The sequence below is a fragment of the Kitasatospora sp. NPDC032757 genome (assembly GCF_055579305.1).
The window spans coordinates 295,025-319,708 of sequence record NZ_JBVINN010000004.1 but is presented as its reverse complement, the minus strand read 5'-3'; the positions used below and the strand labels follow the sequence as shown (position 1 = coordinate 319,708).

At 73.9% G+C, this 24,684-nt stretch carries 21 protein-coding genes; 10 read left to right on the top strand and 11 right to left on the bottom strand.

The features are described 5' to 3' along the window. The first annotated feature begins 90 nt into the window (after positions 1 to 90). Positions 91 to 831 (top strand): TetR/AcrR family transcriptional regulator, encoded by a 741-nt coding sequence (locus ACZ5WK_RS09080; protein WP_465546414.1) that lies wholly within the window; start codon positions 91 to 93, stop codon positions 829 to 831. Between the two features lie 70 nt (positions 832 to 901). On the opposite strand, the gene ACZ5WK_RS09075 is transcribed toward ACZ5WK_RS09080, so the two are convergent. Then, complete coding sequence (locus ACZ5WK_RS09075) at positions 902 to 1,753, bottom strand: fumarylacetoacetate hydrolase family protein (RefSeq protein ID WP_465546412.1); 852 nt, start codon at positions 1,751 to 1,753, stop codon at positions 902 to 904. Positions 1,754 to 2,120: 367 nt separating this feature from the next. Here ACZ5WK_RS09075 and ACZ5WK_RS09070 point away from each other — a divergent pair, with 367 nt between their 5' ends. Continuing rightward, a complete protein-coding gene (locus ACZ5WK_RS09070; RefSeq protein WP_465546410.1) occupies positions 2,121 to 2,849 on the top strand; it encodes an MBL fold metallo-hydrolase in 729 nt (242 codons plus the stop codon). On the opposite strand, the gene ACZ5WK_RS09065 is transcribed toward ACZ5WK_RS09070, so the two are convergent. From ACZ5WK_RS09065 to ACZ5WK_RS09055, 3 genes are all read right to left on the bottom strand, one after another. After that, a complete protein-coding gene (locus ACZ5WK_RS09065; RefSeq protein ID WP_465546408.1) occupies positions 2,820 to 4,004 on the bottom strand; it encodes a serine/threonine-protein kinase in 1,185 nt (394 codons plus the stop codon). The genes ACZ5WK_RS09070 and ACZ5WK_RS09065 overlap by 30 nt on opposite strands. Before the next feature lie 126 nt (positions 4,005 to 4,130). After that, positions 4,131 to 4,883: an amino acid ABC transporter ATP-binding protein gene (locus tag ACZ5WK_RS09060; protein ID WP_465546602.1), complete on the bottom strand. Its 753-nt coding sequence runs from the start codon at positions 4,881 to 4,883 to the stop codon at positions 4,131 to 4,133. 141 nt (positions 4,884 to 5,024) lie between these two features. Continuing rightward, positions 5,025 to 5,969: an ABC transporter substrate-binding protein gene (locus ACZ5WK_RS09055; protein ID WP_465546406.1), complete on the bottom strand. Its 945-nt coding sequence runs from the start codon at positions 5,967 to 5,969 to the stop codon at positions 5,025 to 5,027. A gap of 792 nt (positions 5,970 to 6,761) precedes the next feature. Between ACZ5WK_RS09055 and ACZ5WK_RS09050 the strand changes: the two genes are divergently transcribed. Both ACZ5WK_RS09050 and ACZ5WK_RS09045 read left to right on the top strand, forming a co-directional pair. Beyond that, on the top strand, positions 6,762 to 7,763 hold the full coding sequence (locus tag ACZ5WK_RS09050; RefSeq protein WP_465546404.1) for an amino acid ABC transporter permease: 1,002 nt from the start codon (positions 6,762 to 6,764) through the stop codon (positions 7,761 to 7,763). Beyond that, a complete protein-coding gene (locus ACZ5WK_RS09045) occupies positions 7,760 to 9,682 on the top strand; it encodes an FAD/NAD(P)-binding protein (RefSeq protein ID WP_465546402.1) in 1,923 nt (640 codons plus the stop codon). The genes ACZ5WK_RS09050 and ACZ5WK_RS09045 overlap by 4 nt, the downstream gene beginning before the upstream one ends. A 12-nt stretch (positions 9,683 to 9,694) precedes the next feature. On the opposite strand, the gene ACZ5WK_RS09040 is transcribed toward ACZ5WK_RS09045, so the two are convergent. Next, entirely contained in the window at positions 9,695 to 11,593 is a 1,899-nt protein-coding gene (locus ACZ5WK_RS09040) for a serine/threonine-protein kinase (protein ID WP_465546400.1), read from the bottom strand. Between the two features lie 154 nt (positions 11,594 to 11,747). Here ACZ5WK_RS09040 and ACZ5WK_RS09035 point away from each other — a divergent pair, with 154 nt between their 5' ends. After that, positions 11,748 to 14,033 (top strand): FdhF/YdeP family oxidoreductase, encoded by a 2,286-nt coding sequence (locus ACZ5WK_RS09035; RefSeq protein ID WP_405361352.1) that lies wholly within the window; start codon positions 11,748 to 11,750, stop codon positions 14,031 to 14,033. A gap of 64 nt (positions 14,034 to 14,097) precedes the next feature. Here ACZ5WK_RS09035 and ACZ5WK_RS09030 read toward each other — a convergent pair whose 3' ends face one another. Then, positions 14,098 to 15,711, bottom strand: coding sequence for a C40 family peptidase (locus ACZ5WK_RS09030; protein ID WP_465546397.1), 1,614 nt, complete (start codon positions 15,709 to 15,711; stop codon positions 14,098 to 14,100). A gap of 335 nt (positions 15,712 to 16,046) precedes the next feature. Between ACZ5WK_RS09030 and ACZ5WK_RS09025 the strand changes: the two genes are divergently transcribed. Continuing rightward, the gene (locus ACZ5WK_RS09025) at positions 16,047 to 17,237 is read left to right on the top strand and encodes an inorganic phosphate transporter (protein ID WP_465546395.1); all 1,191 of its coding nucleotides are present in this window, start codon (positions 16,047 to 16,049) and stop codon (positions 17,235 to 17,237) included. A 26-nt stretch (positions 17,238 to 17,263) separates the two neighbouring features. Next, on the top strand, positions 17,264 to 17,515 hold the full coding sequence (locus ACZ5WK_RS09020) for a hypothetical protein (protein ID WP_405361348.1): 252 nt from the start codon (positions 17,264 to 17,266) through the stop codon (positions 17,513 to 17,515). A gap of 83 nt (positions 17,516 to 17,598) precedes the next feature. Here ACZ5WK_RS09020 and ACZ5WK_RS09015 read toward each other — a convergent pair whose 3' ends face one another. Then, positions 17,599 to 17,862, bottom strand: coding sequence for a hypothetical protein (locus ACZ5WK_RS09015; RefSeq protein WP_465546393.1), 264 nt, complete (start codon positions 17,860 to 17,862; stop codon positions 17,599 to 17,601). A gap of 137 nt (positions 17,863 to 17,999) precedes the next feature. Here ACZ5WK_RS09015 and ACZ5WK_RS09010 point away from each other — a divergent pair, with 137 nt between their 5' ends. Next, positions 18,000 to 18,542, top strand: coding sequence for a COG4315 family predicted lipoprotein (locus ACZ5WK_RS09010; RefSeq protein ID WP_465546391.1), 543 nt, complete (start codon positions 18,000 to 18,002; stop codon positions 18,540 to 18,542). A gap of 31 nt (positions 18,543 to 18,573) precedes the next feature. After that, a complete protein-coding gene (locus ACZ5WK_RS09005) occupies positions 18,574 to 19,134 on the top strand; it encodes a DUF6529 family protein (protein WP_465546389.1) in 561 nt (186 codons plus the stop codon). A 258-nt stretch (positions 19,135 to 19,392) separates the two neighbouring features. Here ACZ5WK_RS09005 and ACZ5WK_RS09000 read toward each other — a convergent pair whose 3' ends face one another. Both ACZ5WK_RS09000 and ACZ5WK_RS08995 read right to left on the bottom strand, forming a co-directional pair. Next, complete coding sequence (locus tag ACZ5WK_RS09000; protein WP_465546600.1) at positions 19,393 to 20,889, bottom strand: MDR family MFS transporter; 1,497 nt, start codon at positions 20,887 to 20,889, stop codon at positions 19,393 to 19,395. Positions 20,890 to 21,100: 211 nt separating this feature from the next. Then, positions 21,101 to 21,559, bottom strand: a complete 459-nt coding sequence (locus tag ACZ5WK_RS08995; RefSeq protein WP_465546387.1) for a MarR family winged helix-turn-helix transcriptional regulator — start codon at positions 21,557 to 21,559, stop codon at positions 21,101 to 21,103. A 120-nt stretch (positions 21,560 to 21,679) separates the two neighbouring features. Between ACZ5WK_RS08995 and ACZ5WK_RS08990 the strand changes: the two genes are divergently transcribed. Continuing rightward, on the top strand, positions 21,680 to 22,723 hold the full coding sequence (locus ACZ5WK_RS08990; protein WP_465546385.1) for an ABC-2 transporter permease: 1,044 nt from the start codon (positions 21,680 to 21,682) through the stop codon (positions 22,721 to 22,723). 1 nt (position 22,724) lies between these two features. On the opposite strand, the gene ACZ5WK_RS08985 is transcribed toward ACZ5WK_RS08990, so the two are convergent. Both ACZ5WK_RS08985 and ACZ5WK_RS08980 read right to left on the bottom strand, forming a co-directional pair. Continuing rightward, positions 22,725 to 23,939: an ROK family protein gene (locus ACZ5WK_RS08985; protein WP_465546383.1), complete on the bottom strand. Its 1,215-nt coding sequence runs from the start codon at positions 23,937 to 23,939 to the stop codon at positions 22,725 to 22,727. 123 nt (positions 23,940 to 24,062) lie between these two features. After that, positions 24,063 to 24,584 (bottom strand): GtrA family protein, encoded by a 522-nt coding sequence (locus tag ACZ5WK_RS08980; RefSeq protein WP_465546381.1) that lies wholly within the window; start codon positions 24,582 to 24,584, stop codon positions 24,063 to 24,065. Between the last annotated feature and the right edge of the window lie 100 nt (positions 24,585 to 24,684).

Below are 24,684 nucleotides of genomic sequence, written 5' to 3'. Positions count from 1 at the left end.
GGAACGCGCAGGAAGCGGCGCGGACACCCGTTCGAGAAGTACCACGCAGGCCAGGAGCCGAACGCCCTGACGCCCATTACGCTGACCGCCATGGACGCCAGCTCAGCCCCCGCCCCCGCCACCCCCGAGGCACGCCCGCGACGCACCGGGTACCGGCGGCTGCCGGTGCAGCAGCGGCGGGAGCAGCTGATCGCGGTGGCGCTGGAGCTGTTCGCCGCCAGGGCGCCCGAGGACGTGGGCCTGGACGACGTGGCGGAGGCCGCGGGGGCGTCACGGCCGCTGGTGTACCGGTACTTCGCGGGCGGCAAGCAGCAGCTGTACGAGGCCGCGCTGCGCACCGCGGCCGAGGAGCTGACCAGCCGGTTCACGGTGCCGCTGACCGGCACCCCGACCGCGCAGCTGGCGGCCGTGCTGGACAGCTACTTCGCCTTCGTGGCCGAGCACGACGCGGGGTACGCCGCATTGCTGCGCGGCGGTTCGGTGGTGGAGACGGCGGGCACGTCGGCGATCGTCGACGAGGTCCGGCGGGCGGCGCTCAAGCGGACGCTGCGCCACCTGGGCGTCCGGGAGGCAGGGCCGCGGCTGACGCTGCTGGTCCGCTCGTGGATCGCGGTGGTCGAGGGCGCCTCGCTGACCTGGCTGGACGAGGGCCGGGCGGTGCCGGTGGCCGAGGTGCGGGACTGGCTGGTGGACCAGTTCGTGGCGATGGCGGCGGCGACGGCGCTGGGTGACCGGCAGACGGCGGACGTGCTGGCGGGGCTGCTGGCGCTGGAGGGCCCGGACGACACCCGGGTGGAGCGGCTGCGCGAACTGCTCGCGCGGCGGCCGTAGCGGCGCACCGCACCCGGGTCGCGGCAACCCCGACCCCCGTGCCCGGGGCAAGGGTCGCCAGTGGCGGGCGTTACGCCTTGCCGAACACCTGCCGCTGCCGGCCGAGCCCGTCGATCTCGATCTCGACGATGTCCCCGGGGATCAGGAACGGGGTGCCCGGGCGGCCCAGGGTGACGCCGGCCGGGGTGCCGGTGACGATCACGTCGCCCGGCTCCAGCACCATGAACTGGCTGGCGTACCGGACGATCTCCAGGACCGGGAAGACCATCTGCGAGGTGGAGCCGTCCTGCCGCAGACCGCCGTTGACCCAGAGGCGCAGCGGCAGCCGCTGCGGGTCCGCCACCTCGTCGGCGGTGACCAGCCAGGGTCCGAGCGGGGTGAAGGTCTCCGCCGACTTGCCCTTGTCCCACTGGCCGCCGCGCTCGAACTGGAAGGCGCGCTCGGTGACGTCGTTGGCGATGGTGTACCCGGCGATGACCTGCGCGGCCTCCGCGTGGTCCGCCAGGTACCGGCCGGTCCGGCCGATCACGACGGCCAGCTCGGCCTCGTAGTCGGTCTTCTCGCCGCCGCGCGGCACCAGCACCTCGTCGTACGGGCCGACCACGGTGGAGCTGGGCTTGAGGAAGATCACCGGCTCGTCCGGGATCGGCGCCCCGGCCTCGGCCGCGTGGTCGCGGTAGTTGAGCCCGATCCCGACCACCTTGCCCGGCCGGGCGACCGGCGCGCCCACCCGCTGCCCGGCGAGGTCGGTCTCCGGCAGCAGGCCGGCGGCCACGTCGCGGGCCAGCGCGTCCGGGTCGAGCCCGGCGAGGAACGCGCCGTCGATGTCCGGGGCGCGCCCGGAGAGGTCGTACGCGGTGCCGTCCTGGCCCAGCACGACCGGACGCTCGGCGCCCGGAGGTCCGACACGGAGGAGCTTCATATGAGCGTCACCACCAGTTTCTTCGCAGCTGGCCGGGGCGGCCGCACACCGCTCCCGGACTCTTGCATGCGAGGTATATCAATGCCTCCCACCTGCGAACCAGACCGTCTCGATGGGCGAGTTCCTATCAATTCGCACAAGCCGTGAGGGTGCCGAATCAGGTGCCCGTACGGTTGACAGCCGTCCGGGCCGGCCGGCCGGCCGGCGGTGGCGGGACGGGCGAGGGCCCCGGGAGTACCCGGGAGGGCAGCGGGAGGGCAGCGGGGCCCGCGAGAGTGCCGCGGGAGAGCTCCGCCATGGGCGAACGGCGCCATGCCCAGGGCGAACAGGCGCACGGACGGCCGGGCGGGCGCACAGGATCGTGGGCATGGAGCTGATACGGGTGCGCCCCGAGTTGTACATGATCACACTGGACTTCGGCACCGCCTACCTCTGGCGGGACGAGAACGGGGGCGGGGACGAGAACGGGGGCGGGGAGGCCCTCACCCTGGTCGACACCGGCATCGCCGGGTCGGCCGACGCCGTCGAGGCGGCGATCCTCCGGGCCGGGTCGGACCCGGCGGCGCTGCGCAGGATCGTGCTGACCCACCACCACGAGGACCACACCGGCTCGGCCGCCGAGCTGGCGCAACGCTGGGGCGCCGAGGTGGTGGCGCACCGGCTGGAGGCCCCGGTGATCCGCGGCGAGCAGGAGCCGGTGCCGCCGGTGCTGAGCCCGTTCGAGCAGGAGCTCAGGGCCGGCCTGCCGCCGCTGCCCCCGGCCCCGCCGTGCCCGGTCGACCGCGAGGTCGAGGACGGCGAGGTGCTCGGGTTCGGCGGGGGCGCGGTGGTGGTGCACGTGCCGGGGCACACCGACGGCAGCATCGCCCTGCACCTGCCCGGGCCCGGCGTGCTGTTCACGGGGGACGCGGTGGCCAACGTCGGCGGGCGGACCATGCTCGGCGTCTTCAACACCGACCCGGCGCGGGCCGCCGACGCCCTGCGCCGGCTGGCCGCGCTGCCGGTGGGGACGGCGGTCTTCGGGCACGGCGACCCGGTCACCGACGGAGCCTCGGCGGCGCTGCGGTCAGCCGTCGAGCAGCTGCCGCAGGGATAGCGGCCGGTCCGGCCCCGGACCGCCGCGCTCGCACGCGCGCCGCCAGCGGTCCAGGTCGCGCAGCACGTCGGCGCGGGCGTCCGGCTCACCGAGGGCCCCGGACAGGTCGGTCAGCAGCGCGACGGCGGCACCCGGGCTGCCGTCGCGGGCCAGCCAGAGGGCCAGGTCGTGGCAGGTGCGCAGGGTGCGGACGTCGTCGGGGCCGCAGACCCGGGCGAGCTGCGGGATCAGCGGGACGAGGATCCGGACGGCCTCCCCCGGCCGGCCCTCCGCCCCGTGCTGCCAGGCCTGGTCGGCCCGCCTGCGCAGCACCTCGGCGCTGGGCTCCTCCGGGCCGAGCCGGATCTCGCGCAGCCGGCGGCGGACCTCGGCGGCGTCGGCGGGCCGGTCGGCCGGGTCCTTGGCGAGCAGTTGGCGGACCAGCACGGCGAGCGCCGGATCGGGGGTGTGGACGGGCGGCGGCGGGTCGTTCAGGTGCTGGTACATCATGGTGACCGCCGAACCGGCGTTGAACGGCCGTTGCCCGGTGCAGAGTTGGAAGAGCACCACGCCGAGCGCATAGAGGTCGGCCCGGCCGTCGATGGGCGCGCCGGACCAGCACTCGGGCGCCAGGTAGGGCGGGGTGCCGATGACCACACCGGTGGAGGTGAGCCCGCCGCCGGACTGGGTCAGCAGCCGGGCGATCCCGAAGTCCAGCACCTTGGCCTCGCCGCTGTCGGCGATCATGATGTTCTCGGGCTTGATGTCCCGGTGCACCACGCCCGAGCGGTGGGCGGCGTCCAGCCCCTTGCAGACCTGCCGGACCCACTTCAGCGACAGCGCGAGGTCGGGGGTGCCCTCCCTGAGGACCGCGGAGAGCGGCCGGCCGTTCACCAGCTCCATGACCAGGTAGTGGGTGGAGAGGGCGCCCCGCTGCACCCGGCCGTAGTCGTACAGGGTGACGATGTGCGGATTGGAGAGGCTGCCCGCAGTCCTGGCCTCCCGGATGAAGCGCTCGACGGCCTCCTCGTCGCTCGCCTTCTCCTCGGAGAGGACCTTGACCGCGACCGGCCGTCCGATGTTGCTGTCGTACGCCGTCCAGACCACCCCGAAGCCGCCCGCGCCGAGCTTGCGGTCCAACCGGTAGCGGCCGTCCAGCACCTCCCCAGCCCTCATGTCTCCCCCAACCCCCAAGTCCACCGGATTCGAACGGTGTTCACCGTGACCGGGGCCACGATAGCGGTGGGGGAGAACAGGAGGGTGAACGGACTGCGGCTCGGCCCGGGCGGCCCCCGGGAACGGTCAGAGGACCTTGGCCAGGAAGGCCCGGGTGCGCTCGTGCCGCGGCTCGTCCAGGACGGCCTTCGGCGGGCCCTGCTCGACCACCACGCCGCCGTCCATGAAGACGATGGTGTCGGCGACCTCGCGGGCGAAGCCGATCTCGTGGGTGACCACGATCATGGTGGTGCCGGCCCGGGCGAGGTCCTTGATGACGTCCAGCACCTCGCCGACCAGCTCGGGATCGAGCGCCGAGGTGGGCTCGTCGAAGAGCAGCACCTTCGGCTCCAGCGCCAGCGCCCGGGCGATCGCCACCCGCTGCTGCTGGCCGCCGGACAACCGGCGGGGGTAGGCGTCCGCCTTGTCGGCCAGGCCGACCCGCTCCAGCAGCTCCAGCGCCGCCGCCCGGGCCTCGGCCCTGGGCCGGCGCAGCGCACCGACCGGCGCCTCGATGACGTTCTCCACCACGGTGAGGTGCGGGAACAGGTTGAAGTTCTGGAAGACGAAGCCGATGTCGGTGCGCTGGCGCAGGACTTCGCGCTCCTTGAGCTCGTGCAGCCTGCCGCCGGAGCGCCGGTAGCCGATCAGCTCGCCGTCGATCGCGACGAAGCCCCGGTCCGGCTTCTCCAGGTGGTTGACCGAGCGCAGCAGGGTGGACTTGCCGGAGCCGGACGGGCCGAGCACCACCGTCACCGAGCCGGCCGCCACGTCGAGGTCGACCCCGCGCAGCACGGCGAGCCGCCCGAAGGTCTTGTACAGGCCCCTGACCTGCACCATGGGTGCTGCGGCGACGGCGGTGGTGGCGGTCACGGGGTCCTCCGGTGGCGGGGGCGGCGGGGGGGTGATGGTCTCGGTGAAGGTCATGGTGGTGGTCATGGTGGTGGGACGCCTCCCAGGGCCCGGGCCCGGACAGCGGGGTCACGCGTGCTCGGGCGGGCTGATCAGGGACTCCTTGATCGCCGAGTCGGCGACTCCCCACTTCTGGAGGATCCTGTCGTACGTCCCGTCCTTGATCAGCTGGTTGACCGCCGCCTGGAACGCGGGGGTGAGCGGCGAGCCCTTCCTGAACGCGAACCCGACGTCCAGCCGGTGGAACTCACCGAGGAACCTCGTCCCGGACGCCTCCTGGGAGGCCTGGTAGCGCAGGCCGTTGATGGTGGACATCGTGATGTCCACCCGGCCCTGCTGGAGGCCGGTGAGGACGGCGCCGCTGTCACTGAACGCCTTCACCTCGTACGGCTTGCGGCCGGCGTCGGTGCAGACGTTCTTCCTGGCGTTGAGGGTGGTCTCGAACGTGGTGCCGGCGCCGGTGCCGATGGTCAGCCCGCAGAGCTGCGACAGGTCGGTCACCGGCTGGATCGTGGTGTTGTCCTTCTTCACCGCGAAGCCCTGGCCGTCGTCGATGTAGGTGACGAAGTCGATGGTCTTCAGCCGGGCCGTGGTGACGCCGAAGTTGCCGGTGCCGACGTCGTACTTGCCGCTGCCGAGCGCGGGCAGGATGGTCTCGAAGGCGGCCTCCTCGCGCTGCACGGCCAGGCCCAGCACCTTGGCCACCGCGTCGGTGAAGTCGATGTCCACTCCGGCCGGCTTCCTGGTGGCCTGGTCGGCGTAGAAGGCGCTCGGCGGGTAGCCGAACGACGAGCCGAACCTCACCGTGCCGGACGTGCGGACGTCCTCGGGCAACAGCGCGGCGGCGGCGTCCGACTTGGCGATGCCGGAGACGAGGTCCTGCCCGGCGGCGGTTGCCAACGGGCCCGCGGCGCCCGGCCGGGCGGTCTTCGGGTCCGAGCCGCAGGCGGCCACCGCGAGGAGCGGCAGCAGGGCGGTGACCGCGAGCAGGCGGCGGACGGTGGTGGTTCTCACGGGTCGGTGCCTTTCGGGGGCGGGCGCCAGGAGCCTTTGGCCGGACGGCGGTCGGCGACCTGCGGGCGCTTGGCGGGCTTCGGATACCCGGCGGCCCGCGGGTGGGCCGGGGCCCGCCTCCGGTTTCGGGCGGAGGCCACCCCCGCCCGGCCGGAGCCCGGGCACGCCGGAGGAGGCCGTGACGGGACCGGGGCCGCGACGGGGCCGGGACCGCGGCGGGCGACGGGCGACGGGCGACGGGCGACGGTACGTGACGGTGGACGGGGAGACTGCCGGAGCGCAGTGGTGGGGAGGAGGGGAGGCGGCGGCAGCGTGCGCCTGATGAGCCGTCAGTCGGCGACGGCTCTCCCGGCCCGCGACGGGGCACCGAGGGAGGGCTCTCCGGGGGAGCGGCCCCGGTGCGGGGAGGCTCCTAGGAGGACAGGGCCGGCTGGACGGCCCGCTGCCGGGTCAGCCGCGACACGCCGCGGACCACACCCGACCGAAGTCGATGTGGCCGCGGGTGACCAGGGGCTGCTCGGCGTACATGGCCACCAGTTGAGCAGCCGAGCACGCATGGCGTCAACCACCCTCCATTACCGCTCTGTTGCGATCGTCTGTCGCCGTACGACCACATCGGGCGGGCGACCGCCCCACCCTTGACAGGCCTCGATCGCGCATGCGTACGATCACAGCGGAGTGCAGTGCAGGGCCGGCCGCGTTGAGGGACGCGGACCGGCGAGAGGGCCGCGTACGTGACCGCATCCGTACCTCCCCGCCCCCGCCCGCACTCGCGCCGCCTGGAGCCCCCTCATGCCCACCCCGCAGGACGTCCTTCCCGTGCCCGCCGCCCTCACGACGGCCGGCCGCAACCCCGCCCCACCGGACGCCGCCCCCGCCGACGCCGACGCCCGGCTCGTCGCCCGCCGCCGGCCCGGCCAGTGGATCTCCGCCGCCGTCGCCCTGCTGCTCTTCGCGATGGCGCTCAACTCGGTGATCCGCAACAAGGCCTTCCAGTGGGACGTGGTGGCCGACTGGTTCACCGCCGCCTCCGTCCTGAACGGCCTCACCCTCACCCTCTGGCTGACCGCCGTCACCCTCACCCTCGGCTTCGTCCTCGGCACCGTCCTCGCCACCATGCGGCTCTCCACCAACCCGGTGCTGCGCACGCTCAGCTGGATCTACGTCTGGATCTTCCGCTCCACCCCGGCGCTGGTGCAGCTGCTGCTCTTCTTCAACATCGGCGCGCTCTACCCGACCCTCGGCCTGGGCATCCCGTTCGGCCCGGAGTTCGTCACCGTCAGGACCGTCAACCTCGTCGGCCCCACCCTGACCGCCGTCATCGGCCTCACCCTGCTGGAGGCCGCGTACGCCGCCGAGGTGGTGCGCGGCGGCATCCTCTCCGTCGACCGCGGCCAGCTGGAGGCCGCCTCCGCGCTCGGGCTGGGCCGCTGGCGGGTGCTGCGCCGGATCGTCGTCCCGCAGGCGATGCGCTCGATCGTGCCGACCGCGGGCAACATGCTGATCAGCGCACTCAAGGGCACCAGCATCGTCAGCGTGCTGGCCGTCTCCGACCTGCTCTACTCGGTCCAGCTGGTCTACCTGCAGTCGTACCAGGTCATCCCGATGCTGATGGTCGCCACCATCTGGTACATCGTGATCACCACGATCCTGTCGATCGGGCAGTACTACGTCGAACGGCACTACGCCAAGGGCGCCACCCGCGAGGGCCTGCCGCCCACCCCGCTGCAGAAGGCCCGGGCGGCCTGCCGCCGGCTGCGCGCCGCCGCCGACGCCCCCGCGGTGAAGGCGTGACCAGCCTGGTGATCGTCGGCGCCGGACCGCGCGGCACCGGGCTGCTGGAGCGGATCGCCGCCAACGTGCCCGAACTCCTTCCCGGCGAGCGGCCGTTGGCGATCCACCTGGTCGACCCGTACCCGCCCGGCGCGGGCCGGATCTGGCGCCACGAGCAGTCCCCCCTGCTGCGGATGAACTCGATGGCCGAGGACGTCACGATGTTCACCGACGAGCGGTCCACCATCGAGGGGCCGGTCCGCCCCGGCCCCTCGCTGGCCGAATGGGCCGCCCACAGCGAGGAGTTCGCCCCCTACCGGGAGCCGCCCGACCCGGCCGTCCGGGCGGAGCTGCGCGCCCTCGCGCCCACCGACTTCCCCACCCGCCGGGCCCAGAGCGCCTACCTGGACTGGGTGTTCCGCCGCGCCGTCGCCGACCTGCCACCGCACGTCACCGTCACCGTGCACCGGGACACCGCCCGCCGGATCGAGGGCCCGGCCGACGGCCCGCAGCGCGTCCACCTCGGCGGCGGCGTCCTCACCGCCGACCACGTCGCCCTCACCCTCGGCCACCTCGACTCCGACCCCCACCCCCGGTACGCCGCCGACGCCGGGTTCGCCGCCCGGCACGGCCTCTTCCACCTGCCGCCCGCCTTCTCCGCCGACGCCGACCTCTCCGGCATCGCCCCCGGCGAGCAGGTCGTCCTGCGCGGATTCGGCCTCGCCTTCGTCGACCTGCTGGCGCTGCTCACCGAGGGCCGCGGCGGCCGCTTCGAGGAGACGCCCGCCGGCCTGGCCTACCGGCCGTCCGGCCGCGAGCCGGTGATCCACGTCGGCTCCCGGCGCGGGGTGCCGTACCACTCCAAGACCGGCTACCGGCTCCAGGGGCCGCCCGCCCCGCTCCCCCGCTACTTCGACGCGGCCGCCGTCGACGCCGTCCTCGGACAACCCGGACCGCTCGAACTGCGCCGGGAATTCTGGCCGTTGATGGCCAAGGACATCGGCTTCGGGTACTACCACGAGCTGTTCCACGCCCACCCCGGGCGCACCACGCTGCCCTGGGAGGAGTTCCTGGCCGGCTACGACGCGTACGACTGGCACTCCCCCGGACTCGCCCGGCTGGTCGCCCTGGCCGTCCCCGACCCGGCCGACCGGCTGGACCTCGAACGGCTCGACGTCCCGCTGGCCGGCGTCGAACTCGGCTCCGAGGACGAACTCCAGCGCCACCTGCGCGACTACATCACCGGGGACGCCGACCGCCGCGCCGACCCCGCCCACAGCGCCGACCTCGGCGCCTTCCTCGCCCTGCTCTCGCTCTTCGCCCAACTGCCCCGCGTCCTCGCCTCCGGCCGGCTCTCCGCCCGCTCGGCCGGCGAGGACGTCGACGAGTGGTTCTTCGGCTACTTCAGCCACCTCGCCTCCGGCCCGCCCGGCTTCCGGCTGCGCCAACTGGTCGCGCTCTCCGAGGCCGGCGTGGTCCGCTTCCTCGGCGCCGGCATCCGGGTCGAACGGGACGAGGCCGGCGGCACCTGGCGGGCGTCCGGCACCACCGTGCCCGGGCACAGCGTCACCGCCACCGCACTGGTCGAGGCGTACCTGCCCAAGCACGCGCCGGCCCGCACCCGCGACCCGCTGCTGCGCGAACTGCACCGCGCCGGGCGGATCGTGGAGGAGGTGGTCACCGACGCCGACCACACCCACCGGACCGGGCTGGTCGCCGTCCGCCCCACCGACAGCCGCGTGCTGGATCCGGCCCTGGGCGGCGGGGCGCACCCGCGCCGCACCGCTCTCGGCCCGCACACAAGCCTCCGCGCGGCGGCGGCCTTCGCCCGGCCGCGTACCGACTCCCCCGGGTTCCGGCAGAACGACGCCGCCGCCCGCGCACTGCTGCGCGCGCTGGCCGGCGTGCCGGCGGAACCGGCGGTGAGCGGCTGCCGCTGACCGCGCGGGGCGCTACGGACCGAAGAGCTCCTCCACCAGGTCCTCGGCCGTGACGTGATCCGGAGCGGACAGGATCCAGTCCCCCACCCCCTTGATGCCCGTCCCGCGCTCCAGCGCGTTCAGGCAGGCGTTGGCCTCCTGGTCCGAGGCGAAGTCCCAGGCCAGGAGGCGCCGGATCAGCACCACGGCCTCGAGCGGGCTGATCTTCATCCGCCGCGAGGCGCGGGGGCGGCGGGCCGGCTGCGCCAGCCGCTGCTGGTAGCCCGCGAGGTCGTGCCAGGCCTGGACGGTGGTCGGGTGCTGCTCGCCGAGTCCCCGGGCGAGGTCCGGCAGCAGCGTGCGCAGCTGGAGCACGGCGCCTTCCAGGTCGCCCCGGTTGGCCGCGTACACCGCCAGGTCGTGCCGGGCCTTCAGGACGCGGGTGTCGTGGCCGCCCCAGATGGCGTGCATGTCCGGCAGCAGCTCGGAGAGCCGGCGGATCGCGGTGACCGTCTCACCGCTCTCGCCGATGCACCAGCTCAGGTGGTAGCGGGCGGCCAGGGTGTCCGGATCGGTCTGGCCCAGCGCGAGCCGCATGTCCTCGACCACGGTGGAGAGCAGCCGGATCGCCCCGTCGAGGTCGCCGGCCCGGCTCAGGTACCAGGTGAAGTCCCGCCAGGCGCAGAGCGTGTCCCGGTCGGTGGCGCCGAGCGCGACGACGGACTCCCGGGCCACCGCCTGGAGCTGGATGGCGGACTCCCCGGCGGTGGCCGCCCGGAAGGCCGCACTCCGGCGCTCGCGCAGCGCGGCCCGGACGGTGTCGTTCGCCGCGGCGGGCGGGGCGGTGACCGGCGGCGTGGTGAGCGGCGGCAGCACGGGCGGCACCTCGGCCCGCGGCTGCGCGACGGGCGGGGCGGGAGGCGGCGCCACGGGCGGAGCGAGAGGCAGCGCCACGGGCGGGAGGGGAGGCGACGCTACCGGCGGAGCGGGAAGCGTCGACGGCGTCGACGGCGGGGGCGGCATCGACGGCGGGGGCGGCGCCGGACGGTCCAGCACCGTCGCGGTAGGGGCCGGCGACGCGGCCGCCCCCTCCGCCGTGCGCCGCTGTGCCAGGGCCGCGAGCCGCCGCTCCACCGACCGGGCATCGGCCGGGCGGTCCGCCGGGTCCTTGGCCAGCAGTTCGGTGACCAGCGCGGCCACCTCGCCCGGCAGCCCGAACTGCGCCGGATCCAGCGCCGGCGGCGGCTCGTTGAGGTGCTGGTACATCAGCACCGGCGTCGAGTCGCCACTGAACGGCCTTACCCCGGTGCAGAGTTCGACCAGCACGCAGCCGAACGCGTAGAGGTCCGCCCGTCCGTCCACCCGGCCGCCGGTCCAGCGCTCCGGCGCCATGTACGCCGGGCTGCCGATGACCGTCCCGGTGGTGGTCAGCCCGCCCGCACCGACGTCCAGTTGGGCGATCCCGAAGTCCAGCACCTTCAGCGTGCCGGCCTCGGTGACCATGATGTTGTCGGGCTTGATGTCCCGGTGCACCATGCCGGCGTCGTGGGCGGCGGCCAGCGCGGAGCAGATCTGCCGCCCCCAGCGCAGGCTCTGCACCGGATCGGGCAGGCCGGCCCGGAGCACGGCGGTCAGGGTGCGGCCGGTGAGCAGCTCCATCACGAGGTAGGTCACCTGCCGGCCGCCGAGCTCGCCCTCCCCGAGGTCGTGGACGGTGACGATGTGCGGGTGCGAGAGGTTCCCGGCCGCGCAGGCCTCCCGGACGAACCGCAGCGCGGCCTTCTGCTGGTCCTCTCCGTGGTGGCCGATGACCTTGACCGCCACCTGCCGCCGCATCCGGGTGTCGAAGGCCCGCCACACCACGCCGAAGCCGCCCTGGCCGAGCCGTTCCAGCAGCTCGTACCGGCCGTCGAGGACATCCCCGACCGTCACCCGCCCCACCCCCGCCTCTCGAAGCCGTCACACTCTACCGACGCCGCCGGGCCCGTCCGGGGGCCCTGCCCCCGCCCCGCTCCAGGTGGAAGGATGGGGGCAGGCGGCCGCAACGACGCGGCGGCCGGACGAGCAAGAGCCGAGGAGCGCAGTCATGGCCAAGCAGGCCCCGCAGAGCGACCCGGCGCAGGACGCCCCCCGGGTGTCGGCGCCCCAGCACGCGGCCGCCGGGCTGCCCGCGGTCGGCCACAGCCTCCGGATGGCCACCGAGCAGATGGGCGCCCGCCGCACCCTGGCCACCCTGCGCAAGGTGAACCAGCCCGACGGCTTCGACTGCCCCGGCTGCGCCTGGCCCGAGCCGGGCAGGACGCACACCGCCGAGTTCTGCGAGAACGGCGCCAAGGCCGTCGCCGAGGAGGCCACCGAGCGCCGGATCCTCGCCGAGTTCTTCGCCGCCCACCCGGTGGCCGAGCTCGCCGAACGGTCCGGCTACTGGCTCGGCCAGCAGGGCCGCCTCACCCAGCCGATGCTGCTGGACGAGGGCGCCACCCACTACACGCCGATCGGCTGGGACGAGGCCTTCGCGCTGATCGCCGAGGAGCTCCGGGCGCTGGACACCCCGGACGGCGCCGCGTTCTACACCTCCGGCCGGACCAGCAACGAGGCCGCCTTCGCCTACCAGCTGTTCGCCCGCCGGCTGGGCACCAACAACCTGCCGGACTGCTCCAACATGTGCCACGAGTCGTCCGGTTCGGCGCTCACCGAGACGCTGGGCGTCGGCAAGGGCAGCGTCAGCCTGAAGGACCTCTACCAGGCGGACCTGATCATCGTGGCCGGCCAGAACCCGGGCACCAACCACCCGCGGATGCTCTCCGCCCTGGAGCGGGCCAAGCGCGCCGGCGCCACCATCGTCAGCGTGAACCCGCTGCCGGAGGCCGGCCTGGAGCGGTTCAAGAACCCGCAGAACGCGCGCGGCCTGGTCGGCCACGGCACCAAGCTGACCGACCTCTTCCTGCAGATCCGGCTCGGCGGCGACCTCGCCCTGTTCCGCGCGCTCAACCAGATCGTCCTGGACGCCGACGGCGGCGTCGACGAGGCCTTCGTCGCGGAGCACTGCCACGGCTTCGAGGAGTTCGCCGCCGAGGCCCGGCAGACCCGCCGCGAGGAGGTGCTGGCCGCCACCGGTCTGCCCTGGGAGCAGATCGAGGAGCTGGCCCGGCTGGTGCTCGGCTCGCGCAAGGTGATCGTCTGCTGGGCGATGGGCCTCACCCAGCACAAGCACGCCGTGCCGACCATCCGCGAGGTGGTCAACTTCCTGCTGCTGCGCGGCAACGTGGGGCGCCCGGGCGCCGGCGTCTGCCCGGTGCGCGGGCACAGCAACGTCCAGGGCGACCGGACGATGGGCATCTTCGAGCGCCCGTCCGACGCCTTCCTGGACGCGCTGGGCGGCGAGTTCGGCTTCGAGCCGCCGCGTGCGCACGGCTACGACTCGGTGGACACCATCCGCGCGATGCGCGACGGCAAGGTCAGGGTGTTCTTCGCGATGGGCGGCAACTTCGTCGCGGCCACCCCGGACACCGACGTCACCGAGGCGGCCGTGCGCCGCTGCCGGCTGACCGTGCACGTCTCCACCAAGCTCAACCGCTCGCACGTGGTGACCGGCGCCCGCGCGCTGATCCTGCCGACCCTGGGCCGCACCGACCGGGACGTCACCGCCAAGGGTGCCCAGTTCGTCTCCGTCGAGGACTCGATGGGGCAGGTGCACTCCTCGCGCGGCGGCCTGCGCCCGCCCGCACCGGGGCTGCTCTCCGAGGTGGCGATCGTCTGCCGGCTGGCCCGCGCCGCGCTCGGCCCGCAGGACAACGTGCCGTGGGAGGAGTTCGCCGCCGACTACGACACCCTGCGGGAGCGGATCGCCCGGGTGGTGCCGGGCTTCGAGGACTTCAACGAGAAGGTCCGCCGGCCCGGCGGCTTCACCCTGCCGCACGGCCCGCGCGACTCCCGGACCTTCCCCACGGCGACCGGCAAGGCCAACTTCACGGTCAACCCGCTCACCGCGCCCGAGGTGCCGGCCGGCCGCCTGCTGCTGCAGACGCTCCGCTCGCACGACCAGTACAACACCACGATCTACGGCCTGGACGACCGCTACCGCGGCATCACCGGCGGCCGCCGGGTCGTCCTGGTCAACCCGGCCGACGCCGCCGAACTGGGCCTGGCCGAGGGGGCGTACGTCGACCTGGTGAGCGAGTGGAAGGACGGCGTGAAGCGCCGCGCCCCGCACTTCCGGGTGGTGCACTACCCGGTGGCGCGCGGCGGCGCGGCCGCGTACTACCCGGAGACCAACGTGCTGGTGCCGCTGGACTCCACCGCCGACATCAGCAACACCCCGACCTCCAAGGCCGTGGTGGTCCGTTTCGAGCCGGACAGCGGCGCGAGCTGAGCCCCGGAACGGCCGAGGGGGCCTGCGGACCGCTGCGGTCCGCAGGCCCCCTCGGGCGTTCGCGTCAGTTCTGTCGGGCCGGCAGCGGCGTCGCGGAGGTCGTACCCGGGGCGGAGGCGCTGGCCGAGCCGGTCCCGGTGGCCGAGGCGGACGAGGTCGGCGTGCCCGTCGGCGTCCCGGTGGGGGTACCGGTGGGCGTGCCGGCGGGGGTGCCGGTGGGCGTACCGGTCGGCGTCCCCGTGGGGATGCCGGTGGGCGTACCCGTCGGCGTCCCCGTGGGAGTACCGGTCGGCGTCCCCGTGGGGGTGCCGGTGGGCGTCCCCGTGGGAGTACCGGTCGGAGTGCCCGTGGGAGTCCCCGTCGGCGTGGTGGACGGTGTCTCCGGTGCGGGCGTGCCCGGGGCCGGCGTGCCCGGCGCAGGCGTGCCCGGCGCAGGCGTCTCCGGCACCTGGTTGGCCGGGCTCGGCGCGATCGGGGTGACGGTGTCCCAGCCGGCCGGGAGGTCCGGCACCTTCCAGGCGCCGCCGGCCTCGTCCGAGGCGGTCTCCGGGTCGGGCCGGACTGCGCCGAGGATCGGCATCGAGCCGATCGGCGACACCTTGATCACGGCGCCCGGCCGGGGCGCCTGGACGACCAGCCCGCCGCCGATGTAGAGCGCGACGTGCGTGGCGCCCTCGAAGTAGATGACGAGGTCGCCGGGGCGCAGCTGGTTCAGCGCGACGTGCTGGAGCTGGGCCCACTGCTCCTGGCTGGTGCGCGGGATCGGCTTGCCGGCGTGCAGCCAGGCCTGCGAGGTGAGGCCGGAGCAGTCGAAGGAGCCCGGACCGGCGCCGCCCCACAGGTACGGCTTGCCGAGCTGCGCCAGCGCGTACGCGACGGCGGCGCGGCCGGCCAGCGAGGGGGTGCGCTCGCCCTTGCCGAGCGCGCCGGAGGCGAGGAAGGCGAGCTGGGCCTCGTCGGCCTTGACCTTCTCCAGCTTCTCCAGCTCGGTGCGCTGGGCGCCGGTGAGCGAGGAGACCGTCTGCTCGACGGAGGCCAGGTCGGTGGCGACCTTGGCCTTGGCGGCGTCCTGCTGGGCGACCAGCGCCTGCGAGCCCTTCAGCGCCTCCTCGTTCTGCTTCTGCAGCCCGCCGAGCGCCTCGCGGTCGGTCTTCAGCCGGTCCAGGAACTCGGACTGCGAGCGGCTGGCGGCGGCGAGCAGCTCGGCGACGGTGACCGCCTCGTACGGGTCCTTGGAGAGCAGCAGTTCGGCGTAGGCGGAGGCGGCGCCGTTGCGGTACTGGGCGGCGGCGAGCTGGGCGGCGATGTCGGTGCCGGCGTCGACCAGCTTCTGCTGGCGCTCCAGCCGGTCCTTGAGGTCGGCGAGCGTGGCCTGCTGCTCCGTCACCTTGGCGACGGCGGCGTTGTACTGCTCGGTGGCGGCCTCGGCACCCTTGTACAGCTCGTGCAGCTGGTCGAGCAGCGGGCCGAGGGTGGCCTTGGCGTCGGCGAGCGGGTCGGCACCGCGGGCGGCGGCCGGGGCGGTGACGCCGGGGCCGGGGTCGGGCGCGGCGTACGCGGCCTGGGTGGCCAGTGGCAGTGCGAGCGCGGCGGCCGCGAGCACGGCTCCGCAGCGCAGGGCGGCCCGCACCCACGGTCGCAGTCCGGCCGTTTCCGTCCGCTGTGCAGCCCCGCCCATGGGTGTGTCCTCCCCGACCCGACGGCTCCGGGGTCTCCGGGAGCCACGCCGATCCTGCCATGGGTTACTCGCCAGAAACAGACCGCACCAGCACGGGTCGGTGAATTCTCCGCTCCAGCTGTGAGGCGGGTCTCAGCAAACCGGACCGAACCGGGATGATCTGCGCCAATGCCCAGCTCAGCACGGCCGTGGACACCTTGGGGAAAGGTGCCGGACACCCGTCCGCCACCAGCGGAACCACGAATCCCGGCTCAGTTCACCTTCCGTTCACCGAACATCCCTACCGTCGCGAGCGACACCAACGTCAGTGCGACAACTACGACGATTGTTTGGGTATGGAACACATCTCGTTCCTGGTGGCCGTTGTGATCATCACGGCGCTCGCCTTCGATTTCACCAACGGGTTCCACGACACCGCCAACGCGATGGCCACCTCCATCGCCACGGGAGCCCTTCGGCCCAAGGTCGCGGTCACCATCGCGGCCGTCCTCAACTTCGCGGGCGCGTTCCTGTCCGTGAAGGTCGCCACCACCATCTCCGGCGGCATCGTCAACGAGAAGACCGGCATCCACCCGGAGATCATCTTCGCCGCACTGGTCGGCGCGATCCTGTGGAACCTGCTCACCTGGCTGAGAGGCCTGCCGTCGAGCTCCTCGCACGCGCTCTACGGCGGCCTGATCGGCGCCACCGTGGTCGGCGTCGGCGTCAACGGTGTCAACTTCGACACCGTCGTCACCAAGATCCTGATCCCCGCGATCGCCTCCCCGCTGGTCGCCGGCCTCGCCTCGTGGGGCGCCACCAAGCTGGCGTACGCGATCACCCGCAAGGGCAACGGCGAGACCGTCACCAAGGGCTTCAAGACCGGCCAGGTGTTCTCCTCCTCGCTGATCTCGCTGGCCCACGGCACCAACGACGCCCAGAAGACGATGGGCATCATCACCCTGACCCTGGTCTCGGTCGGCGCCCTGCCGAAGGGCGCGCTGCCCCCCACCTGGGTGATCGTCTCGGCCGGTGCGGCGATCGCGCTCGGCACCTACATGGGCGGCTGGCGGATCATCCGCTCGATGGGCAAGGGCCTGGCGGACATCCAGGCGCCGCAGGGCTTCGCCTCCGAGTCGGCCGCCGCCACCGTCATCCTGACCTCCTCGCACATGGGCTTCGGCCTCTCCACCACCCAGGTCTGCTCCGGCGGCATCATGGGCGCCGGCCTCGGCGGCCCGAAGGGCGAGCTGCGCTGGAGCCTGGTCCGCCGCATGGTCTACACCTGGGGCCTGACCCTGCCCGCCGCCGCCGTGGTCTCCGGCGCCGCGGCCTTCCTGGCCGAGCAGGGCGGCTGGGGCGTGGCCCTGGTCGGCGCCGCCCTGGTGGCCGGCTCCGGCGCGATGTGGGTCCTCTCCCGCCGCCAGCCGGTCGGGGCGGACAACGTCAACGACGTCGCCCCGGTCGAGACCGTCACCCCGGTGGAGGTGGGCCCGGCCGGTACCCCGGTGACCCCCACCCCCGCCTCGACCACGGTCGCGGCCTGAGCGCCGCCGGCTGAGGAGCACACACCATGCACATCAAGTGGACCGCCCTGGCCCAGACCGCCGGCTTCAGCTTCGGCATCACCGTCGCCGTGGTCGCCGTCTTCGCGCTCGGCATCCTGGCCCTCTCCCGCCGCGAGGCCGCACTGACCGCGCAGCGCTCGGCGGCCGGCACCGGCGCCGCGACCGCCGGCCGGCTGGCCCTGGCCGGCGCGTACGCCTGCTTCGCGGTCTGCGGCGCGGCCGTCCTCTACGGCCTGTCGCTGATCGCCGGGCACTAGTTCAGCGGGCCGCGCTGATCCTGCGAGGATCCTGATCGCCCCGGCCGTCATGGCCGGGGCGATCATTGCCACACGGTGGAACGTCAGTTCTCGATCAGGACGACAGCGAAGCCGGACAGTGCGGTGTTGACCTCTGCCAGGTCGAAGGCCGCAGGGTCGAACCGGCCGGCGGTGTCCAGGCCCGAGCCACTCGAGGCGTTCGTGTTCCTCGTGGCCGGGGTCGACGAGGAACCCGATGCGGTCCTCGTATCGCCGCAGCCCGCCGTGGCCACCGCGCCGGACCGGGGGCAGGTCGAGCCCTTGCGAACCGTGCCGGCCGGCACCCCGACCGCCGCCCACTCCGCCACACCCGGGCGGGTCGGGGCGCCGCGATCGGCCGTCCGGGCCAACGGCATCCCCCGCTGCGCCGACACCGCGAGCGCGGACAGTGGACAACACGTCCCGGCCGGTCACTAGTGGAGGGACCCCACCCGAAGGAGCACCCATGCGGCACCCCTCCCTGGCGGCCACCGCGGCCACCGTCGCGCTGCTCGCCGCCGTCTGCAGCGGCTGCTCGAGCAGCACGAGCTCGACGAGCACCAGCTCCGCCCCGGCGACCGCGTCCGCCTCGCCGAGTGCATCCGCCAGCGCTTCCGCCTCGGCCAGCGCCACCGCGGGCGCAGCCACCGTGAAGGTCGTCGCCACCGGCGGCAACCTGGGCTCCATCCTGGTCGACGGGCAGGGCAGGACGCTCTACCTCTTCGAGGCCGACACCTCGTCGCAGTCCACCTGCTCCGGCGCCTGCGCGGCCGCCTGGCCGCCGTTCACCACGACCGGGGCAGCGACCGCCGTCGACGGTGCCACGGCCGGCCTGCTGGGCACCACCAAGCGCGCGGACGGCGCCACCCAGGTCACCTACAACGGCCACCCGCTCTACTACTACGCAGGCGACGCCAAGCCCGGTGACACCACGGGCCAGGACCTCACCCAGTTCGGCGCGGGCTGGTACGTGCTCAACGCGGCCGGCGAAAAGGTCGAGCCCAGCTGACCCCGACCCGCCGAACACGAAGGACACCTCGATGCACCCCGCCGAGCGGCCCAGCCGGCGGCCGCCCCAAGCCCTCTGGGCCCTGCTCCCGATCGCGGTCACGGCCGGCCTGTACTGGTTCGGCCGTGCCCACTCCCCCGACTACACCAGTGGCCTGTTCGGGCAGTACGGCGACAGCGCCAACCGGTTGAAGGCCCAGCTGGGCAGCGCCCTGGAGGGCCTGGCGCTGGTGCAGGTGGCGCTCGCCCTGTGGATGTACCGCCGTCTGCCGGGTGCGGGTGCCGCCCCCCGCCCGGTGCGCACCGTCCACCGGGCCGTCGGGCTGGCCGCCTTCCTGCTCTCGCTGCCCATCGCCTACCACTGCATCACCGCCTACGGCGTCGAGTTGTCCGACAGCCGGGTCGCGGTGCACTCGGTCACGGGCTGCGTCCTGTACGGCGCCTTCGCGGCGAAGGTCATCGTGGTCCGCCACCGCCGGCTGCCGGGCTGGGCCCTGCCGGTCGCGGGCGCGTTGCTCGTCTGCGCGATCACGCTGACCTGGTACACGGCCGCGCTCTGGTACCTGGACGGCCGCCACGCCCCCGGGCTGTGACACCGTGGTGGCCCGTCCGGCTGCGGGGGCTCCTCAGCCGGTGAAGCCGACGTCCTCCCGACCATGCGCGAGGCAGTGCCGGAGCAGGCGGACGCCCCGGGCGAGCCGGGCCGGGACCTCCTGGCGTGCCGCCCCGAGCCCCGCTGGAACGGGCACCGGGCACTGTCGCACACCTCGACGGCCGGGGAGCATCGATGCTCCCCGGCCGTCGGCGTTCCCGCGAGGTGTTCCTGCGAGGCGTTCCCGCGAGGTGCTCCGTCAGCCCTGCTGGGTGGTGCGCAGCGCGGTCTCGCGGATGAACAGCACCGTGATGAAGGCCAGCAGCGCGAACGGCGCCGCCATCAGGAAGACCACACCCACGCCGTGCCCGAAGGCGTCCGTCACCAGCGGGACGACCGGGGCGGGCAGCTTGTGCAGGTCCGGGATGCCGCCGCCGGCCGCGGCGCCGGTGGCCGGGATGTGCGCGGCGGCCAGGTTCTCCGCCAGGTAGTGGCCGACCTTGTTGCTCATGAGGGCGCCGAGCGCGGAGACGCCCATCGCGCCGCCCATGGTGCGGAAGAAGGTGACGACCGAGCTGGCCGCGCCGAGCTCGCTCCGCGGCACCGTGTTCTGCACCGCGAGGACGAGGTTCTGCATGGTCAGGCCGAGGCCGATGCCGGTGATCGCCATGTAGACGCAGAGCAGCCCGTAGTCGGTGTCGGCCCGGGCGGTGCCGAGCAGGCCGAAGCCGATCGCCAGCATCAGGGTGCCGGAGACCAGGTACACCTTCCACTTGCCGTACTTGGTGATCAGCTTGCCGGCCACGGTGGAGGAGACGGCCAGGCCGAGGATCATCGGGAGGGTCATCAGGCCGGCGATGGTCGGGGACTTCTCCCGGGCCAGCTGGAAGTACTGGCTGAGGAAGGTGGTCGCGCCGTACATCCCGATGCCGACCAGGACGCTGGCGAGCGCGGCGAGGGTGACGGTGCGGTGGCGGAAGAGCGCCGGCGGGATGATCGGCTCGGCGGCGCGCTTCTCGACCACGACGGCGAGGGCGCCGAGCAGCAGCCCGCCGCCGACCATGGCCACGGTCTGCCAGGAGAACCAGGCGTAGTTCTTGCCGGCCAGGGTGATCCAGATCATCAGCAGGCTGACGGCGCCGGTGATGACCAGCGCGCCCAGGTAGTCGATCTTCACCTTGCGCTTGACCACCGGCAGCTTGAGCGTGCGCTGCAGCACCGCGATCGCGGCCAGCGCGAACGGGATGCCGACGTAGAAGCACCAGCGCCAGCCGAGCCACGAGGTGTCGACGATGACGCCGCCGATCAGCGGACCGCCGATGGTGGCCAGGGCGAAGACGGCGCCGAAGTACCCGCTGTACCGGCCGCGCTCACGCGGCGGGACCATCGCGGCCAGGCAGATCTGGGCGAGCGCGGTGACACCGCCCGCGCCGATGCCCTGGAGGGCGCGGCAGGCGATCAGCTGGCCGGTGTTCTGGGAGAGGCCGGCCAGCGCCGAGGAGGCGATGTAGATGACCAGGGCTATCTGCAGCAGCAGCTTCTTGCTGGCGAGGTCGGAGAGCTTGCCCCAGATCGGGGTGGAGGCGGTGAGGGTGAGCAGGGTCGCGGTGATCACCCAGGTGTAGGCGGACTGGCCGCCGTGCAGGTCGGTGAGGATGCGGGGCAGCGCGTTGGAGACGACCGTCGACGAGAGCACGGCCACGAAGAGGCCGAGCAGCAGTCCGGACAGCGCCTCCATCACCTGCCGGTGCGTCATGGGCTGGTCGTCGGCGGTGGCGGCTCCGGTCGCGGCTGGGTTGGTGACGGTCATCTGGGTCCTTCGGCGGGGTGCGGAGGCGGAAGCGGGAGACGGCAGACGAAGGCCAGGAGATCGTTGCCTTAAGCAACCATAGGACGATTGGTTGACTAGGGCAACTTTCTTCAAGCCGAAGTAAAATCCGCTCCCGGCCCGCTCCGGGCCTTGCGCCTCAGACCCCCATGCCCTCCCCGACCACGTCGTTGAAGCGGTGCAGCAGCTCGGCGAAGCGGACCACGTCCTCCTCGGGCCAGTCGGCCATCAGCGCGCGCACCCGCTCCATCCGGGCGTCCCGCGCCCCCAGGAAGCGCCGGCGGCCGTCCTCGGTCAGCGAGACCAGGGCCGCCCGGCGGTCCAGCGGGTCCGCCTCCCGGTCCACCAGGCCCAGCTCCTCCAGGGCCCGGATCTGCCGGCTCACCGTGGCCTTGCCCACCGCGAAGTGCACGCCGACGTCGGTCACCCGCACCCGCCCGGCCTGCTCGATGTAGGCGAGCATGCTGTACGCCATGCCCTCCAGCTGGGGATGCACCCGGCGGGACATCTCCGCCACCCGGGCCCGGCCGCGCCGGAAGAGCAGCGAGACCTCGCGCTCCACCGCCATCACGGACTCGTCGTCTCTCGCCGCACTCACGGCGCCAGTATCCCGCAGCCCGCCGGGCCGGAACGCGGCGCGGGAGGGACCCCGGGCCGACTAGTTGATGGTATGAAGTATCCGTTTGTCCTCTATCGGCCGATACCCAAGGAGATGTGCATGACCGCCCCAGGGAAGGTCCCGAGCCAAGGACTCGTCGCCGAACTGAAGGAAGCGGTCACCCCGCGCACGGCGCTGATGGTGATCGCCGTCCTCCTCCTCCAGCTCGGCTTCATCACCTCCTACGTCGGCGCCCTCCACCACCCGACCCCGCACGAGCTGTCGATCGCGGTGGTCGCCCCGCCGCAGGTCTCCCCCAAGCTGGTCGGGGCGCTGGAGTCGGTGCCGGACGACGCCGTGAAGGCCGTCACCGCGCCGGACGCGGCGACCGCCGCCGCCCGGATCAAGGACCAGAAGATCTACGCCGCGCTGGTCCACGACCCGGCCGGCACCGAGGACACCCTGCTGGTCGGCGGTGCCCGCGGCCCGTCCGCCGCCAGGGCCGCCGAGACCATCGTCACCGGGCTGGAGAAGTCCCAGGGCCGGACGGTGAGGACCGAGGACGTCGTGCCGCTGGCCAAGGGCGACCCCAACGGCCTCACCTCGTTCTACCTGGTGATCGGCTGGTGCGTCGGCGGCTACCTGGTCGCCTCGATCCTCGGCGTCAGCGCCGGCGCCAGGCCCGCCAACACCAACCGGGCGGTGATCCGGCTCGGCACGCTGGCGCTGTACTCGGTCGCGGCCGGCATCGGCGGCGCGGTGATCGCCGGCCCGGCCCTGGACGCGCTGCCCGGCTCGTTCTGGGGTCTTTCGGGCGTCGGCGCCCTGGTGGTCTTCGCGGTCGGCGCCTTCACCATGGCCCTGCAAAGCTTGTTCGACGTCGTCGGCATCGGCCTCGCGGTGCTGATCTTCGTGGTGCTCGGCAACCCGAGCGCGGGCGGGGTCTTCCCGCCACCGCTGATGCCGCCGTTCTGGCGGGCGATCGGCGCCTGGATCCCCAACGGCGCCGGGACGGAGGCGACCCGCTCGATCGCCTACTTCGGCGCCACCAACCTCGGCATGCCGCTGCTGGTGCTGATGGTCTGGGCGCTGGTCGGGGTGGCGGTCACCTTCGCCGCCGTCATGCGCGGGCCGCGCGGCGGCCGCGAACTGGTCCGCCCGTAGGTCAGCCCTCCAGCCGGCCCGGGTCGGCGATGATCGCCCGGACCACGCCGACCGCGGCTCCGAGCAGCGGGCCGCGGCGGCCCAGCCGGGAGACCGTCAGCCGCTCGTCCGACCATGGGCGGACGGTGACCCGGGCCGCCAGCTCGGCCCGCATCGCCGGCATCAGCCAGGGCGCCAGCTGGGCGTAGCCGCCGCCCAGCACCACCTCGGCCGGGTCGAGCAGGTTGACCGCCCCGGCCGAGGCGATGCCCAGCGCCGAGCCGGCCCCGGCCAGCGCGGTACGGACCTCCTCGTCGCCGGCCTGGGCCCGCTCGGCGAGCAGCGCCACCCAGTCGCCGCGGATCCCCTCCAGGCCGGCGGCCCGCAGCACGGCCGTCTCCCCCGCGTACTGCTCCAGGCAGCCGTGCGACCCGCACGCGCAGAGCGGCCCGTCCGGGTGGACCGGCACGTGGCCCAGCTCGCCGGCGTAGCCGCGGGCCCCGCGCAGCAGCCGGCCGCCGACCACGATCGCCCCGCCCACCCCGGCCTCGGCGGAGACGTGCAGGAAGTGGTCGGGCGCGCCGCCCAGCCAGAGTTCGGCGAGCCCGCCCAGGTTGGCCTCGTTGTCGGCGTCGATCGGCAGCTCGGCGAGCTGCTCGGCGCCGGCCGCGCGCAGTGCGTGCCGCAGTTCGGCGGCGACCGGCACGTCCTGCCAGCCCAGGTTGGCGGCCCGCTGGAGCACCCCGCCGCCGTCGCCGACCAGCCCCGGCACGGCCAGCGCCAGCCCGGCCGGGCGCAGCCCCGCCTCCACGGTGGCTGCGCGCAGCAGCTCGGCCAGGTCGGCCAGGACGGCGGCGGGCCGCCGGTCCCGGTTGCGGATCTCCTGGCGGCGCCAGGCGCGGACCTCACCGCGCAGGTCGACCACGCAGGCGCCGAGGTGTTCCACCCCGATCTCGGCGCCGAGGCCGCCCGGCCCCCGGGGGTTGAGGCCCAGCGCGGTGCCGGGCCGGCCGACCTTGCCGCTGGGTGCGGCCGGGCCCTCCTCGACCACCAGCCCCGCGGTGATCAGCTCCTCGGCGAGCGAGGAGACGGCCGCCCTGGTCAGCCCGGTGTCGGCGGCCACCTCGGCCCGGGAGCGCGGGGCGCGCGCGATCACGCCGAGCACCAGCGCCAGGTTGGCCCGGCGCATGCCCTGCTGGCTGGCGGGTCCGGCCCGGAGGCCGTCCGTCTCGCGCATCGCCCTCACCCCGCTCGGCTGCCGGACACCCGCTTCGGGGCCGGACGTTTGCAGCGTAACCGCGTTCGGCCGCCCGCTCCCGGCGGGCCGGAGGCGGGCGGCCGGACACGTGGGAGCGACCGGCTACGAGATGCGCTGCGGCTGCTCCACCGGGGTGGCGGCCGGTTCGGCGAGGCGGGTGAAGACCCAGCGCTGTATGGCCCAGTAGCGGAACAGCATCGCGACGAAGGTGCCCACGACCATCCCGCTGACGAAGTCGGCCACCCCCTCGGCGAAGGCCGTCACCCGGGGCTCGCGCAGGTCCAGCAGGTAGCGCGAGACGATCAGCGGGAGGACGTTGACGCCGATCGCCACCGCGCTGACCAGCAGGAACAACAGCACCTCGCGGCGGCGGCCGACGGCCCGGAAGGACCACTGGCGGTTGAGCACGTACGAGACCGCGGTGCCGACCACGGTCGCGACGGTGAGCGCCACCACCGGCTTGTGCTCCAGCACGGTGAACTTGAGCGCGAGGTTGAGCACCGTGGTCAGGCCGAAGCAGGCACTGCCGACCAGCAGGAACTTCACCAGCCGGCGGTGCCTGATCAGGAACGGGCGCAGCCCGGCCGGCACTCTGGCCAGGACACGCTGCGTGGGGGACGGCATCTTCGCAGTCTGACCACGGCAGCCGTGGGCCGCTACTCGTCGGCGGTGATCCGCAGCACCCCGGTGGTGGTGTCCTGGTGGACCACGCCGCCCGGAGGCG

What these genes read in the sequence shown, in the direction of transcription:
- ACZ5WK_RS09080 (WP_465546414.1), top strand. Translation starts at nt 91, where the DNA reads ATGGACGCCAGCTCAGCCCCCGCCCCCGCCACCCCCGAGGCACGCCCG.
- ACZ5WK_RS09075 (WP_465546412.1), bottom strand. Translation starts at nt 1,753, where the DNA reads ATGAAGCTCCTCCGTGTCGGACCTCCGGGCGCCGAGCGTCCGGTCGTG.
- ACZ5WK_RS09070 (WP_465546410.1), top strand. Translation starts at nt 2,121, where the DNA reads ATGGAGCTGATACGGGTGCGCCCCGAGTTGTACATGATCACACTGGAC.
- ACZ5WK_RS09065 (WP_465546408.1), bottom strand. Translation starts at nt 4,004, where the DNA reads ATGAGGGCTGGGGAGGTGCTGGACGGCCGCTACCGGTTGGACCGCAAG.
- ACZ5WK_RS09060 (WP_465546602.1), bottom strand. Translation starts at nt 4,883, where the DNA reads ATGGTGCAGGTCAGGGGCCTGTACAAGACCTTCGGGCGGCTCGCCGTG.
- ACZ5WK_RS09050 (WP_465546404.1), top strand. Translation starts at nt 6,762, where the DNA reads ATGCCCACCCCGCAGGACGTCCTTCCCGTGCCCGCCGCCCTCACGACG.
- ACZ5WK_RS09035 (WP_405361352.1), top strand. Translation starts at nt 11,748, where the DNA reads ATGGCCAAGCAGGCCCCGCAGAGCGACCCGGCGCAGGACGCCCCCCGG.
- ACZ5WK_RS09030 (WP_465546397.1), bottom strand. Translation starts at nt 15,711, where the DNA reads ATGGGCGGGGCTGCACAGCGGACGGAAACGGCCGGACTGCGACCGTGG.
- ACZ5WK_RS09025 (WP_465546395.1), top strand. Translation starts at nt 16,047, where the DNA reads ATGGAACACATCTCGTTCCTGGTGGCCGTTGTGATCATCACGGCGCTC.
- ACZ5WK_RS09020 (WP_405361348.1), top strand. Translation starts at nt 17,264, where the DNA reads ATGCACATCAAGTGGACCGCCCTGGCCCAGACCGCCGGCTTCAGCTTC.
- ACZ5WK_RS09010 (WP_465546391.1), top strand. Translation starts at nt 18,000, where the DNA reads ATGCGGCACCCCTCCCTGGCGGCCACCGCGGCCACCGTCGCGCTGCTC.
- ACZ5WK_RS09005 (WP_465546389.1), top strand. Translation starts at nt 18,574, where the DNA reads ATGCACCCCGCCGAGCGGCCCAGCCGGCGGCCGCCCCAAGCCCTCTGG.
- ACZ5WK_RS09000 (WP_465546600.1), bottom strand. Translation starts at nt 20,889, where the DNA reads ATGACGCACCGGCAGGTGATGGAGGCGCTGTCCGGACTGCTGCTCGGC.
- ACZ5WK_RS08990 (WP_465546385.1), top strand. Translation starts at nt 21,680, where the DNA reads ATGACCGCCCCAGGGAAGGTCCCGAGCCAAGGACTCGTCGCCGAACTG.
- ACZ5WK_RS08985 (WP_465546383.1), bottom strand. Translation starts at nt 23,939, where the DNA reads ATGCGCGAGACGGACGGCCTCCGGGCCGGACCCGCCAGCCAGCAGGGC.
- ACZ5WK_RS08980 (WP_465546381.1), bottom strand. Translation starts at nt 24,584, where the DNA reads ATGCCGTCCCCCACGCAGCGTGTCCTGGCCAGAGTGCCGGCCGGGCTG.